The organism is Zavarzinia sp., from assembly GCF_041650655.1.
GTDB lineage: Bacteria > Pseudomonadota > Alphaproteobacteria > Zavarziniales > Zavarziniaceae > Zavarzinia.
In genome coordinates, this window is sequence record NZ_JBAZKR010000100.1 from 1 (window position 1) to 13,226 (window position 13,226).

16 protein-coding genes are annotated in these 13,226 nt (G+C 69.6%); 11 read left to right on the plus strand and 5 right to left on the minus strand.

Annotation, left to right across the window (positions count from 1 at the left end):
* From WC493_RS18195 to WC493_RS18215, 5 genes are all read left to right on the plus strand, one after another.
* On the plus strand, positions 1 to 460 hold a 460-nt coding region (locus WC493_RS18195), incomplete at its 5' end, for a phosphotransferase family protein (RefSeq protein WP_373067084.1).
* Positions 461 to 462: 2 nt separating this feature from the next.
* Positions 463 to 840, plus strand: a complete 378-nt coding sequence (locus WC493_RS18200) for a DUF6285 domain-containing protein (RefSeq protein ID WP_373067086.1) — start codon at positions 463 to 465, stop codon at positions 838 to 840.
* Between the two features lies 1 nt (position 841).
* Entirely contained in the window at positions 842 to 2,167 is a 1,326-nt protein-coding gene (locus WC493_RS18205) for an acyl-CoA dehydrogenase family protein (protein WP_373067087.1), read from the plus strand.
* Positions 2,164 to 3,402: an NAD(P)/FAD-dependent oxidoreductase gene (locus WC493_RS18210; protein WP_373067088.1), complete on the plus strand. Its 1,239-nt coding sequence runs from the start codon at positions 2,164 to 2,166 to the stop codon at positions 3,400 to 3,402. Before WC493_RS18205 ends, WC493_RS18210 begins: the two co-directional genes overlap by 4 nt.
* A 24-nt stretch (positions 3,403 to 3,426) precedes the next feature.
* Positions 3,427 to 3,747, plus strand: coding sequence for a 2Fe-2S iron-sulfur cluster-binding protein (locus tag WC493_RS18215; protein ID WP_373067090.1), 321 nt, complete (start codon positions 3,427 to 3,429; stop codon positions 3,745 to 3,747).
* Here the strand turns inward: WC493_RS18215 and WC493_RS18220 are convergent.
* From WC493_RS18220 to WC493_RS18230, 3 genes are read right to left on the minus strand one after another with little or no spacing between them, the layout of a single operon-like run.
* Positions 3,744 to 4,913 (minus strand): AGE family epimerase/isomerase, encoded by a 1,170-nt coding sequence (locus tag WC493_RS18220; protein ID WP_373067091.1) that lies wholly within the window; start codon positions 4,911 to 4,913, stop codon positions 3,744 to 3,746. The genes WC493_RS18215 and WC493_RS18220 overlap by 4 nt on opposite strands.
* Positions 4,910 to 6,133, minus strand: coding sequence for an HAD-IIIA family hydrolase (locus WC493_RS18225; protein WP_373067093.1), 1,224 nt, complete (start codon positions 6,131 to 6,133; stop codon positions 4,910 to 4,912). The genes WC493_RS18220 and WC493_RS18225 overlap by 4 nt, the downstream gene beginning before the upstream one ends.
* 8 nt (positions 6,134 to 6,141) lie before the next feature.
* Entirely contained in the window at positions 6,142 to 7,182 is a 1,041-nt protein-coding gene (locus tag WC493_RS18230) for a hypothetical protein (RefSeq protein ID WP_373067094.1), read from the minus strand.
* A 117-nt stretch (positions 7,183 to 7,299) separates the two neighbouring features.
* Between WC493_RS18230 and cbiB the strand changes: the two genes are divergently transcribed.
* The 4 genes from cbiB to WC493_RS18250 all read left to right on the plus strand — a co-directional run bounded on the left by cbiB (position 7,300) and on the right by WC493_RS18250 (position 10,806).
* Positions 7,300 to 8,298 (plus strand): adenosylcobinamide-phosphate synthase CbiB, encoded by a 999-nt coding sequence (cbiB, locus tag WC493_RS18235; protein WP_373067095.1) that lies wholly within the window; start codon positions 7,300 to 7,302, stop codon positions 8,296 to 8,298.
* Positions 8,299 to 8,361: 63 nt separating this feature from the next.
* Entirely contained in the window at positions 8,362 to 9,210 is an 849-nt protein-coding gene (locus WC493_RS18240; RefSeq protein ID WP_373067097.1) for a PaaX family transcriptional regulator C-terminal domain-containing protein, read from the plus strand.
* On the plus strand, positions 9,167 to 10,138 hold the full coding sequence (locus WC493_RS18245; protein WP_373067098.1) for a fatty acid desaturase family protein: 972 nt from the start codon (positions 9,167 to 9,169) through the stop codon (positions 10,136 to 10,138). Before WC493_RS18240 ends, WC493_RS18245 begins: the two co-directional genes overlap by 44 nt.
* Positions 10,139 to 10,179: 41 nt before the next feature.
* The gene (locus WC493_RS18250) at positions 10,180 to 10,806 is read left to right on the plus strand and encodes a hypothetical protein (RefSeq protein WP_373067099.1); all 627 of its coding nucleotides are present in this window, start codon (positions 10,180 to 10,182) and stop codon (positions 10,804 to 10,806) included.
* Positions 10,807 to 10,825: 19 nt separating this feature from the next.
* Here WC493_RS18250 and WC493_RS18255 read toward each other — a convergent pair whose 3' ends face one another.
* Positions 10,826 to 11,434 (minus strand): hypothetical protein, encoded by a 609-nt coding sequence (locus WC493_RS18255; protein ID WP_373067101.1) that lies wholly within the window; start codon positions 11,432 to 11,434, stop codon positions 10,826 to 10,828.
* 122 nt (positions 11,435 to 11,556) lie between these two features.
* Between WC493_RS18255 and WC493_RS18260 the strand changes: the two genes are divergently transcribed.
* Positions 11,557 to 12,543 carry a hypothetical protein gene (locus tag WC493_RS18260; RefSeq protein WP_373067102.1) on the plus strand — a complete coding sequence of 329 codons (987 nt, stop codon included), beginning with the start codon at positions 11,557 to 11,559 and terminating at the stop codon, positions 12,541 to 12,543.
* Here WC493_RS18260 and WC493_RS18265 read toward each other — a convergent pair.
* On the minus strand, positions 12,471 to 12,806 hold the full coding sequence (locus WC493_RS18265; RefSeq protein WP_373067103.1) for a hypothetical protein: 336 nt from the start codon (positions 12,804 to 12,806) through the stop codon (positions 12,471 to 12,473). The two genes, WC493_RS18260 and WC493_RS18265, sit on opposite strands and share 73 nt — an antisense overlap.
* Positions 12,807 to 12,839: 33 nt before the next feature.
* Between WC493_RS18265 and WC493_RS18270 the strand changes: the two genes are divergently transcribed.
* On the plus strand, positions 12,840 to 13,220 hold the full coding sequence (locus WC493_RS18270) for a hypothetical protein (protein WP_373067105.1): 381 nt from the start codon (positions 12,840 to 12,842) through the stop codon (positions 13,218 to 13,220).
* The last annotated feature ends 6 nt before the right edge of the window (positions 13,221 to 13,226 follow it).

The following is a 13,226-nucleotide window of genomic DNA, read 5'->3' on the forward strand; positions in this document are numbered from 1 at the left end:
CGACCTGGCGCTGGTCTGGCTGAAGGCGCATCTGCCGGCGGCGCCGGCCGTGCCGCGCCTGGTGCATGGCGATTTCCGGAACGGCAATCTGATCGTCGGACCGGACGGTATCCGTGCCGTGCTGGACTGGGAACTGGCCCATCTGGGCGATCCGCTCGAAGACCTCGGCTGGCTCTGCGTGCCGTCCTGGCGTTTCGGAGGTGTTGCGCCTGTGGGCGGCTTCGGCACGCGGGACGATCTTTTCGCGGCCTATGAGGCGGCGAGCGGCACCCCGGTCGATGCCGGCGCGGTGCGCTTCTGGGAAGTGCTGGGCACGCTCCGCTGGGGCCTGATCTGCGCCGAGAGCGCCAATCGCTTTCTCACCGGGGGCGATCGTTCGGTCGAACGCGCGGTGATCGCCCGCCGTGCTTCCGAGACCGAGATCGACCTCCTCGACCTGCTGACCACCGAAGGGATGTGACCATGCAGGACAGACCCGATCCCGCCGAGATCCTTGCCGCCGTCGCCGATTTCCTGCGCGGCGAGGTCTTGCCGGCATTGGACGGCCGGCTCGCCTTCGACCTCCGGGTCTCGATCGGCGCCCTCGAACTGGCTGGCCGGCAACTCGCATTGGCACCGGCTTCGGACGCGGCGGAGGCGGCCCGGCTCGACGCCCTGCTCGGTCCTGGCGGCACGCTCGAAACCGGCAACCGGGACCTTGCGGCCGCCATCGCCGAGGGCCGGCTGGGGCTCGACACGCCGGGCCTGATCGACCATCTGCGCCGCACCGCGATCGAGAAGCTGGCGGTCGACCAGCCGAGATATGCCGGCCTGCACCGCGCGCTGAACCAAGGGGCCTGAGATGGATTTCGACCTGCCGGCCGACCTCACCGCCTATCTGGCCGAACTCGACGCCTTCATCGAAGCCGAGATCGCCCCCTTGGAAGCGGTGGACGACAATATCCGCTTCTTCGACCATCGCCGCGAATGGGCACGCACCGATTGGGAGGCGGGCGGCCTGCCCCGCCACGAATGGGAAGCCCTGCTGGCCACCGTGCGCCGCAAGGCCGATGCCGCCGGGTACCTCCGCTTCGCCCTGCCGCGCGAGTATGGCGGGCGCGACGGCTCCAACCTCTGGATGGCGGTCATTCGCGAGCATCTGGCGGCCAAGGGCCTGGGCCTGCACAACGACCTGCAGAACGAACATTCGATCGTCGCCAACAATCCCTTCGTGCTCATGTTCCGCGACTTCGGCACGGCGGCGCAGCAGGCCGAATTCATCCCCGGCATGCTGGCCGAGACCCACCGCCTGGCCTTCGGCCTGACCGAGCCGGAGCATGGTTCCGACGCCACCCATATGGAGACCGTGGCGGTGCCGGAGACGCGCGGCAGCCTGCCCGGCTACCGGATCGACGGCGAGAAAATGTGGACCACGGGGATGCATATGGCGAGCCACTGCCTGACCTTCGCCCGCACCTCGGGCGAGCCGGGCGATGCTGCCGGCATCACCGCCTTCCTGGTGCCGGCCAAGGCGCCCGGGGTCACGATCGAAGAATATCTCTGGACCTTCAACATGCCGACGGACCACCCGCGGGTCTCGTTCCGCGACGTCTTCGTGCCCGATTCGGCAATCCTCGGAAAACTCGGCCACGGCCTCGCCCTCGCCCAGCATTTCGTGCACGAGAACCGGATCCGCCAGGCGGCATCCAGCCTCGGCGCCGCCACCTATTGCATCGAGGAAGCGGTGCGCTACGCCCGCCGGCGCAAGCCCTTCGGCGAAGAACTGGCGAAGAACCAAGGCATCCAGTTCCCCCTGGTCGAATTGGCGACCCAGGCCGAGATGCTGCGCCTGCTGATCCGCAAGACCGCGTGGCAGATGGACCAGATGCCGAAGCCTGAAGTCGAGCGCCGCCTCTCCGACAAAGTGTCCATGTGCAACTATTGGGCGAACCGTCTAGTCTGCGAGGCTGCGGATAGGGCGATGCAGGTACACGGCGGATTAGGCTATTCCCGCCACAAGCCCTTCGAGCATATATATCGCCACCATCGGCGCTATCGGATCACCGAAGGCGCCGAAGAAATTCAGATGAGAAAGGTGGCGGCCCATCTTTTCGGTTATATGGGGCCACGCCGCCAGGAGCTAGAGAAGTCGCTGAGCGCTGGAAGCGACGAGAGGAGAGAAGGGTGACGGAGCAGGCATTGGGCGCCGACGCGCGCGTGGTCATCATCGGGGCGGGCCACGCCGGCGGTTCGGCCGTGGCGTTTCTGCGCCAGTTCGGTTTCGCCGGCCCGATCGTGCTGATCGGCGACGAGCCCACGCCGCCCTATCAGCGTCCTCCGCTCTCCAAGGCCTGGCTGAAGGGCGAGGCCGACGCGGCCAGCCTGATGCTGAAGCCCGAGAGCTTCTATGTCGAACAGGGGATCGACCTGCGCCTGTCCAGCAAGGCCGTGGCGATCGATCGCGCCGCCAAGACCGTGACGCTGGACAGCGGCACCGTGGCCTATGACGTGCTGATCATCGCGACCGGGGCCAGGGCGCGCCGCCTGCCCCTGCCGGGTGCCGATCTCTACGGCGTGCTCGAACTCCGTAACGCCGCCGATGCCGAAAAGCTGAAAACCGCGATCGGTCCGGGCAAGCGCCTCGCCGTCGTCGGCGGCGGCTATGTCGGGCTCGAGGTCGCGGCCTCGGCCCGGGCGCTGGGCGCCGACGCCGTGGTGATCGAGCGCGAATCCCGCGTGCTCGCCCGCGTCGCCTGTCCCGAGCTTTCGGCCTTTTTCCAATCCTATCACGGCGCCAAGGGTGTCGCCTTCGAACTCGATGCCGGGGTCGAGGGCTTCGAGGGCGCCAATGGTCACATCACCGGGGTTCGCCTGTCGGGCGGTCGCATCGTGCCCTGCGATGCCGCGGTGGTCGGCGTCGGCGCCGTGCCGAACGACGAACTGGCGGCGGCGGCGGGCCTTGCGATCGACAACGGCATCGTGGTCGACGGCGAGGCGCGCACCTCCGATCCCGCCATCTTCGCGATCGGTGACGTTACGCGCCGGCCGCTGCCGCTCTATGGCAGGATGCACCGGCTCGAATCCGTGCCGAACGCCCTCGAACAGGCGAAGCAGGTGGCGAGTGCCCTGACCGGGCGCAAGCAGCCGGCGCCCGAAGTGCCCTGGTTCTGGTCCGACCAATACGACCTGAAGCTCCAGATCGCCGGGATTCCCTTCGATGCCGACCGCATCGTCGTGCGCGGCCATGTCGAGGCCGCCAAATTCGCCGTCTTCCACCTCAAGGGCGACCGCATCGTCGCCGTGGAGGCGGTGAACGCACCGCCGGAATTCATGGCCGGCAAACTGCTGATCGGCCAGGCCAAGCCGATCGACATCGCGAAACTTTCCAACGACAGTGTTTCAATGAAGGAGGTCGCGGCCTGAAGGGCTGCGTCGGGGACAGGCGAAATGGCGAAGATCATCTACATCGAGCATAACGGCACCCGTCACGAAGTGGACGTGAAGACCGGCCTTTCCGTGATGGAAGGCGCCGTGAAGAACAATATCCCCGGCATCGATGGTGATTGCGGCGGCGCCTGCGCCTGTGCCACCTGCCACGTCTATGTCCAGCCGGAATGGCAGGCCAAGCTGAACCCGCCCGAAGACCTCGAAACCTCGATGCTCGAATTCGCCGAGAACGTGCAGGCGAATTCGCGCCTGTCGTGCCAGATCCCGGTCTCGGACGCGCTGGACGGCCTGACCGTCCACATGCCCGAGAGCCAGCACTAAGCCCGGGACGCTGCCTGCGCCGTCATTTCCGCGATGGCGCAGGTGATGTGGTAGAGGCTGCTGGTGCGGGCGGGTTCGGCCAGCGGCTTGCCGTCGAGCCCCAGATGCTCGTACCAGGAACCCGCCACCGGATGCTCGAAATAGCGGCGCAGGCCCCGTGCCGCCTGGGCGGCCAGCGCCGCTTGCGTATCGGACTCCGCCGCCGTCGGCGCGGTTGCCGCGACGATCGCATGAACCTTGATGCGTTCCGTCTGCGGCCACAGCCGGCAAAGCCCGTCGCGCAGCGAGAGATCGACGTTCAGCTCGTTGACGGCGAGGCCGCGCGTGGGGTCGACCCCCGCACCCTCGCCGATGGCGATCAGCCGCGCGGCCGCGGCGAGGGCATCCTTCCGCCCGCGCATCCGGCCCCAGCGGGTGAGCAGCCAGGCCCATTCGAACTGATGCCCGGGTTCGACCACGCTGTTCGCCGCATCGTCGACCAGGCGCCAGTCGCCGTCGAAATATTCGCGGAGTGCCCCGGTCGCGGGATCGAGGAAACGCGCCAGACAGAGTTCGACGATCTCGTCCGCCAGCGCGGGCCAGCCCGGATCGGCCGAAACCTCGGCCCAGGCGAGGCTCGCCTCCAGCATGTGCATATGGGGATTGGCCTTGAGCGGCAGGCGACGCGGCTTGGCTTCCTCGAAACCGGCTACCGGATGGCCGAAGCCCGCCTTCATGGCCTGGCGAAGCGCGATCGCCCGGCGTTCCAGCCGGCCCTTCTGCTCGCCGACCGAGGCCGCGGCCGCCATGCCGAAGAGCACGAAGGCGTGATCGTAGAGGTCGAAATCCGCCGCCAGGACCTTGCCCGCCCGGTCGACGGTCGAGATCACCAGTCCCGCCGGCCCCAGGTAATGGGTTTCGAGATTGGTCAGGGCGTAACGCAGCAAGGTGCGCGCCGGGCCGACCCAGCCGAGCTTCTCCGCCATGGCGAAGGAATAGATCTGGCGCCCGGTGACGCGGGCGCGGCGCGGCTCCTCGATCGGATGACCGGCCGGGGTCAGCTTCTCGAAGAAGCCGCCGCCGGCACGATCGACGCCGACCGTCGACCATAGCGGCAGCGCCTGCTCGAACAGCCACTGCCGCAACTTTCCGAGTTCCAGCGCGAAAGCGGTCCAGCCGGCGCTCATGGCGTCTCTCCGAGCAGGGGGGCGAGGAAGGCGTCGAGGTCGCCGCCGGGGAAGAGATGGCCGCGGATGCCGGCCGCCGCCGCCGCCGCGAGGTCGCTCTCGTTGTCGCCGATCATCAGACTGCGCGCGGCATCGACCGGCCAGCGCCGCATCAGGTCGAGCAACATGCCGGGTCCGGGCTTGCGCCAGTCCGAGCTGCCGCGATAGGCGTCGACGTTGGCCTCCGGATGATAGGGACAGAAGCGCTCGTCGTCGACATGGGCGCCCACCTCGGCCAGGCCGGCACGGACATGGGCCTTGATCTGCCGATAGTCACCCTCGTCGTAGTAACCCTTGGCGATCCCGGCCTGGTTGGTCACGACGAAGACATAATAGCCGGCCCGATTGGCCCGGCGGATCGCCGCCTTGGCGCCCGCCACCCAATGGAAGCGTTCGACCGTGCCGACATGGCCGAGGTCCTCGTTGATCACGCCGTCGCGGTCGAGGAAGAGGGCGGGCTTGCGCCGCCGGGCCGGGATCTCGTCCTGCGCCCGGGCATAGTCGGCCGGAATGCCGATGTCGAGGAAATAGCCGTCGCGCGGCAGGCCGCGCAGCCGCCCCGCCCGGGCGAGGCCGGGCAGCACGTCCTGCTCGAGCGAGCAATTGGGCGCGAGCGCCTCGACCAGGCTGCGGCGGAACAGATAGACGCCGGCATTGACCAGGGCCGGGCCGCCTTCGGGCGGCGCCGCGGCGGCGAATTGGTCGATCACGTCACCGTCCAGGGTGACGACGCCGTAGCGCCCGGCCTCCGGCAGGCGGCGAAGGGCCAGGACGCCGATCGCCTCCCCCGACGCCGGCAGGGCCAGGGCCAGGTCGGCCAGAGGAATGTCGAACCAGGAATCACCGTTGAAGAGGTAAAAGACTTCGTCCAGCCGGTCGCGCGCGTGATAGAGGGCGCCGCCGGTCCCGGCCCGGTCCGGCTCGACCGCGATCTCGACTGAAATGTCGAGGCCGAGCGTCGCCGGCAGGGCGGCGGCAAAGGCGCGCACCTGGTCGGAGGCGAAGGCCGCCAGCAGCAGGAAGCGGCTGATGCCCTGGCGCGCGATCTCTTCGATCAGGATTTCGAGGAAGGGCCGGCCGCCGACCGGCAGCAGGGGTTTCGGCGTCTCCGCCGTGAGCGCGCCGAGCCGGCTGCCCAGCCCGCCACAGAGGATGACCGCCTGGGCCACATTCGCCGGCATGTTCTCGCTCACAGATGCCAGGTCTCGCTACCGCGGTTGACGAATTTCACCGGCGTCGCCTGACCGCCCGCCTCGTTCAGCGCGTGCATCAAGGTGTAGCGGTTCTCGGGCGTCACGATGAAGAACATGAAGCCGCCGCCGCCGGCGCCGGAGACCTTGCCCGACTGGGCGCCGCTGCGCATCGCGACATCGAACAATTCGTCGATGCGGGCGGTCGAGACGCCGGTCGCCGTGGCCTGCTTGGACTTCCAGGAATCGTTCATGATCTCGGCCATGCGCGTGATGCTGCCGACCAACAGGGCGCGCTTCATCTCGATGGCGTCGTATTTCAGGCGGTCCATGGCCTCGACCGTGCGGGCATCGGCTGTCTTCAGGCCCATTGTCTGGCGGTCGATGATCTCTGCCGACTGGCGCGAACGGCCGGAGAAGCAGGTGACCAGCGAACATTCGAATTCGTTGGAGATGGCATCGGAGACGCGGAGCGGGTTCACGATCACCCGGTCCTCGCGCAGGAATTCGATGAAGTTGAGGCCGCCGAAGGCCGCCGCATATTGGTCCTGGCGCCCGCCCGAGAGGGCGAGGTCGATCCGTTCGATCTCGAAGGCGAGACGCGCCACGTCATAGGGACCGAGAGGGGCACCGAGCACGACACGAAGGGCATCGACCAGGGCGACGACGAGAGCGGAGGACGAGCCGAGGCCGGAGCCCGCCGGGGCGTCCACCGTCGTCCGAACGGTCATGGGCTCGCGCTTGCCGCCGTTGAAATCGGCCATCATGCGCTGGTAGACGCCGCGGTGGAGCAGCAGCTTGGCGGCGCTCAGCGGCTCGTCGACCTCGAAACTCTCTTCGACGCCGGTATCGTCCGAAATGAAGCAGACGCGACCGTCGCTCCGCGGAATGATGGAGGCGAAGGCATAACGGTCGATGGTGACGTTCAGCACGGCACCGCCGAACTGGTCGCAATAGGGGGAAAGATCGGTGCCACCGCCCGCGAGGCCCAGGCGAAGCGGTGCCCGTGCCCTGGTTTTCCGGAAGATCAATCCCGCCATGTCTGCTCCCCGCGCATCGGAATCGCCTGTCTTTCCGCCATGCTACAGGAGTTCCCGAGACTGAACAGCGGCGACGCGGGCCTGCCGCCACAGGCCGAATCATGCTAGCTGCGGGTCATGACGATCGCGGCCCATTTCGATTCGAGCTTCACCCTGCTCGCCCTCGCCCTGGCGCTCGAAGCGGCCCTCGGCTATCCGCAGGCGCTGGTCGCCCGCATCGGCCATCCGGTCATGTGGATCGGCGCCCTGATCGCCTGGCTCGACCGGAGCCAGAACAAGCCCGAGCTGCCGGATCTGCTGCGCCGGCTGAACGGCATCGCCGCCCTCGCGCTGGTGCTGGCGGTCGCGGTGCTGCCCGCCGCCCTGCTCTCCGACCTCGCGGCTCGCTTCCTGCCGCCTCTGGCCGCCCTGGCGGGCCTCGGCCTGCTGGCTTCCACCCTGCTGGCGCAGCGAAGCCTCCACACCCATGTCGCGGCGGTCGCCGCAGCGCTGGAGAACGGCGGGCTAGAGGCGGGTCGGCAGGCGGTTTCCATGATCGTCGGCCGCAATACCAAGACGCTCGACGAGGCGGGCGTCGCCCGCGCCGCGATCGAGAGCCTGGCCGAAAATTTCTCGGACGGAATCGTCTCGCCCGCGCTCTGGTGCGGCGCAGCCGGCCTGCCCGGCATCGCCGCCTACAAGGCGATCAACACCGCCGACAGCATGATCGGCCATCGGACGGAGCGCCACGCCGCCTTCGGCTGGGCCGCGGCCCGGATCGACGACCTGGTCAACCTGCCGGGGGCGCGCCTCTCCGCCCTCTGGCTGGCGCTCGCCTGCTTCGCGCTGCCGGGATCTTCGGCCCGCGGCGCCCTGCGGGCCGTCTTCCGCGACGCGCGGCGCCACCGCTCGCCCAACGGCGGCTATCCGGAGGCGGCCATGGCCGGCGCCCTGGGGCTTCGCCTGAACGGACCCAAGGTCTACGGCGAGCGCCTGTCCGACGACGCCTGGATGGGCGATGGAAGGGCCGAGGCGGGTGCCGCCGACATCCGCCGCGCCCTCGCCCTCTATGTCCGCGCCTGCCTCGTTCAATGGGCCGCCGTCGCCCTGGCCGCGATCTGGATTCATTACAGTTGACAGCAGGCATCGCCATTCGTTGTATTATTACAGACGAAGGCGATATCCGACTGGGAACGTAATATGTCCTCGGCACCCAAGCCGAAAAATCTGATCCTCGAATTCCTCCTGGCGGCCGACGGCCATGTCCTGTCGGCCCAGGCGGCGATCCGCGGCTGCGCCCTGTTCGAGATCGCCGAATCCGCCGCCCGCGTCGCCCTGGTCCGTCTCGCCGCCGCCGGCATGATCGAGGGGGCGGGACGCGGCGCCTATCGCCTCGGCCCGGCCGCAGCGGAACTGGCGGGCGACCTCGCCACCTGGCGCAGCGCCGACCGGCGCCTGGTGCCCTGGAGCGGCGCCTATGTCGCGGTCCATTGCGGCGCGCTGGGACGGAGCGACCGGGCCGCCCTCCGTGCGCGCGACCGGGCGCTCCATCTGCTCGGCTTCGCCGAGGCGGAACGGGGGCTGTACCTCCGGCCCGACAATCTGGACGGCGGTGTCGCCGGGGTGCGCCAGCGCCTGCACGCCCTCGGCCTGGAGCGGGCGGCCACGGTCTTCGCCGCCGCCGGTTTCGAGCCGGCGCGGGACGCGGCGATCCGCACCCTGTGGGACGGGGCGGCGCTCGATGCCGGCTATCGCCGCACGAAGGCGGCGCTCGAGGCCTGGCTCGCCCGGGCGGACGGGCTCGACGTCGAGGTGGCGGCACGCGAAGCCTTCCTGCTGGGCGGCAAGGCGATCCGCCAATGGGTGTTCGACCCGCTGCTGCCCGAACCCCTGGTCGACGCCGGCGCGAGGGCCGATTTCATCGACACGCTGCGCCGCTTCGATGCGGCGGGGCGGGACATCTGGCGGCGCCTGTTCGCCGCCCCACAAAACGGAGGAGACAACCATGAGCACCACGCGCTTTCGCGTGACCGACATTTTCACGCGTGACGAGATCCGCGACCTGACCGCCAAGTCGGACTTGGCCGGCTGGTGGGCGGTGCTGTCGACCTGGGGCATCATCGCCGGCACTTTCGCGGTGATGGCGCTCTGGCCCAATCCGGCCACCATCCTGCTCGGCCTGATCGTGCTTGGCGGGCGCCAGCTCGCGCTCTCGATCCTGATGCACGAGGCCGCCCATTACAGCCTGTTCAAGACCCGGGCGCTGAACAACGTCGTGGGCGACTGGTTCTGTGCCCGGCTGGTGTGGAACGATGTCGCGCGCTATCGCCAGCATCATGTCCAGCATCATTCCCACACCAATTCGGAGCTGGATCCGGACCTTTCCCTGGTCGCCCCCTTCCCGACCTCGCGCGCCTCGCTCAGGCGGAAATTCGTCCGCGACCTGACCGGGGCGACCGGGCTGAAGCGCCTCCTCGGCCTGGCCCTGATGGACATCGGCGCGCTCACCTATACGGTCTCCGGCGGGGCGCGGCGGCGCCCGCGCGACGGAAGGCGCTGGACCGACTACGCCCGCGAGGGCATCCGCAACATGGCCGGCGTGGTGATCGCCAATCTGGTGCTGGCCGGCCTCCTGGCGGCGAGCGGACACGCCTGGCTCTATCTCGTGTGGTTCGCCGCCTATATGACGACCTACAGCCTGTTCGTGCGCATTCGCGCCCTGGCCGAACACGCCTGCACGGAATATTCCGACCATCCGCTGCGCAACACGCGGACCACGCGGGCCGGCTTCCTGGCCCGCCTGACCGTGGCGCCGATCCATGTGAATTATCACCTGGAACACCACCTGCTGCCCTCGGTGCCCTATCACCACCTGCCGCGCATGCATGCGCTGGTGAAGGCGCGCACCGGCATGGACGACGCCCCCGACTATCTCGACGTGCTGCGCCTGGTCAGCGCAAAGCCCGCCACCGCGTGAATCTTTCCAGCCGGCACTACCCGCGATAGGGTGGTGCCGGCATGGACGACTGTTATCCCTGGATCTTCCTGATCGGCTGCGACGGCGCCGGGCTCGCCCCGATCGCCCGGCGGCGCGTCGGCGCGGCACTCCTGGTGATCGGCGATGCGCCGGCCCTGGCTGCCGCCGCCCCCGAGATCCAGGGCGACGCCATGCTGTGGCCCGAGACGGCGGACGACCTCCTGGCGCTCCTCCGCGCCCGCCCGGGCGAGCCGGTCGCGCTGCTGACCGAGGGGCCACCGCTGCCCGGCCCCGTCGCCACCGCGCTGCGCGCCGCCTTCCCCCCGAATGCCGTCGACTGCGTGCCGAGCCTCGGCCAGGTCGAAGACGCCTGTGCCCGCGCCGGCTGGGACGCGGCGTCGGTCGAGGTCTGGGGCCTGCCCTGGGCCTATCCGCATCACCTGCACGAATTGACCGACAGGGCCGGCCGTTTCGCCGCCCTGTCGGCCGGGCGGAATGCGGCGACGCTGCTGGTTCAAAGCCTGACCGATGCCGGTTTCGAGGACGCCCTGATCCGGATCGAGGGCCGGGGTCCGGGCATCCGGGCCGCGGATTTCCCGCCCGCCGCCCCGGCCGGCCCGGCCCTTCTCCTGATCGAGGTGGCCGACGGCGAAACGGTGCCGGACTGACCGGCCCCCTTCGCTCGTGTCAGATCCCGGCCAGCTTCTTGAGCTGATCGATCTTCCAGGCCGAGAACAGCGCCTTCACCTGGTCGGCCGGGACATTGCTGGCTTCGGCCATGAGCAGCAGGCGGCCGCCCAGGGTCAGCATGATCTGGACCGAATTGGCCTGCTTGTCGTCCTGCATCAAGGCTTCTTCGCTGCCGACCCGGACCCGGGTGAAGCCGGCCTGCGCCGCCATCATCGGATTGGCGAAGACCATGCCCATCGATTGCAGCAGCGGGCTGTCGGCGGCGAGCGAGAGTTTCACCGAATTGCCGTTGGCATCGGTATAGGTGCGGCTGATGTTCTGGCCCATGCCCATGATCGCCATCGACTGGGCGTCGACCGCCTCGGCGGTCCAGCCGGCCGGCGGCTCGGGCAGGGTCGAGGCATAGGCGTCGTTCAGCTTGCTCTGGATGCCGGAGCTGGCGAAGCCGATCTCCTTCATGGCGCCCGCGAGGTCGCCCTTGGCATAGAGTTCGCCCGCCTTGGCGAGGCCGTCCGAAACTTCGTCCGCCCGCGCCACGCCCAGGCCCGCCACCGCGATGAGTCCCGCCAGCGCCGCCACCCGCAGCGCGTTTGCCGTCTTTTTCATGTCTCCGCCTCGATCCTGCGTCCGGGACGATTCCCTCGTGCGCCCAGCATCGCCAAGCCGGCGCCCCAAGGCAAAGCGAGATCGCCCGCGCCGTGACCGCCGTCACGGATTAGGATGGCGCCATGCCGCCCGCCCTCGCCCTGCTGCTCCTGCTCGCCGCCGCCGGCCTCTCGCTCGCGGCCACGGTGGCCCCGCTCGCCCTCTATACGGTGACGCTGGCGGGCTTCGGCCTCGCCCATGTGCTCAGCGAATTCGCCTATGTCGACCGGCGTTTCGGGCGGCGGCTGGTGCCGGGGCAGGTCGCCGGCCTGGCCCTGCTGCTCGCCGTGGCGGCCGGTTTCCGGGCCGCCGGGGTCTTCGCGCTGCTGCCGGTCGAGACCGCCCTGATGGCCGAACTCGCCACCGTGACGGCCCTGATCCTGCTGGTCGCGGGCGGCGGGTGGGCGGCACCGGCCGCCCTCGCGGCCGCCTTGCCGCTCGCCGTGGCGACGGCGCTGGCCCCCTTCACCACCGCGGTGGTGCTCTCGATCGGGCATAATCTGACCCCGCTCGGCTTCCTTTGGGAAATCCTGCCGCGCGGGCGGCGGCGCGGGGCCATGGCGCTGGCGCTGTTCTGCTTCGTCGGCCTGCCGCTCATCATCGCCAGCGGCTGGCCGCGTGCCCTGCTCGGCCTCGGCGATGCCGGGCTCGATCCGCTCGCCAGCGGCGGCATCGCCGCCCATCTCCACGTCTATGTGCCCGCGCCCTGGCGCGACGGGCCAGCCGCGCTCGATCTCTTCGCCGCCTCGGCCGCGGCCCAGGGCATGCACTACCTGGCCGTCATCGTGATCCTGCCGCTGTTGCAGGGTCGGGCACGGGGCCTCGTGCCCTGGCCGCGGCTGCCGCTCTTCGCCGGGCTGGTCGCCCTCGGCTCCCTCGTCGCCTTCGGCGGTTTCCTCCGGGATTTCGCGGCGGCGCGGGGTTTCTACGGCATTCTCGCCTCGGTCCACGCCTGGGCCGAACTGCCCCTGCTCGCCCTGATCGCTGGCGGCGGACTTCAGCCGAAGACCAGCTTGCCCACGACGAAGGAAGCGCCATTGGCCGCGAGCGAGAGCAGCAGCGCCCGATAGGGCCGCAAGCCCAGCACGAAGCCCGCGACCACCGCCTCGACCAACACGACCGCCGCCTCGAGAACCAGGATCGAAGGCCAATAACCAAAACGCGGATAGGCCAGCAGCGCCAGCGCCCAGAGCTGCGGATGGGTCACCCCGGTCGCGATCGCCAGCGCCAGACCGGCCCGCCAGGGCGCCGCCCAGCGGGCGGCACCGGCCACCAGGGCCGCCAACGGCGCCTCGATCGCCATGGAGAACAGCAGCGCTTCCGCCTCGGTCATGGCAGGATTGGCTCCTCCGCCGGGTGCCGCGCCATGATCCGTTCCGCCATCGTCCTCGCCCTCTGCCTCTCTGCCCTGCCGGCCCTCGCCGACGTGGGCCCGCCCCAGCCGCCGCCACCGCCGCCGCCCGGCGTCGAGAAGGCCAGGGTGGCAGGGCTCGATATCGAACGGCAATGGCTCTATTGGCGCGGCCGGCGCTGGGCCGTGGTGGTCACCGGCTGCGGCGATCCGGCCGCCCCGGCCTGCCAACCCGGGCAGCCGGATCTCGGCACTTGCCACATCGTCGGCCTGGACGGCCGGCGGATCGAAGACGGCGACGTCCAGGCCGTGGTGGATTTCGCCGCCGCCCATCCGGGGCCTGTTCCCCTGATGCTCGAAGCCTGCGCTATCGAGAGCGCCGCTGTGCCGCGCTGAGCCTCA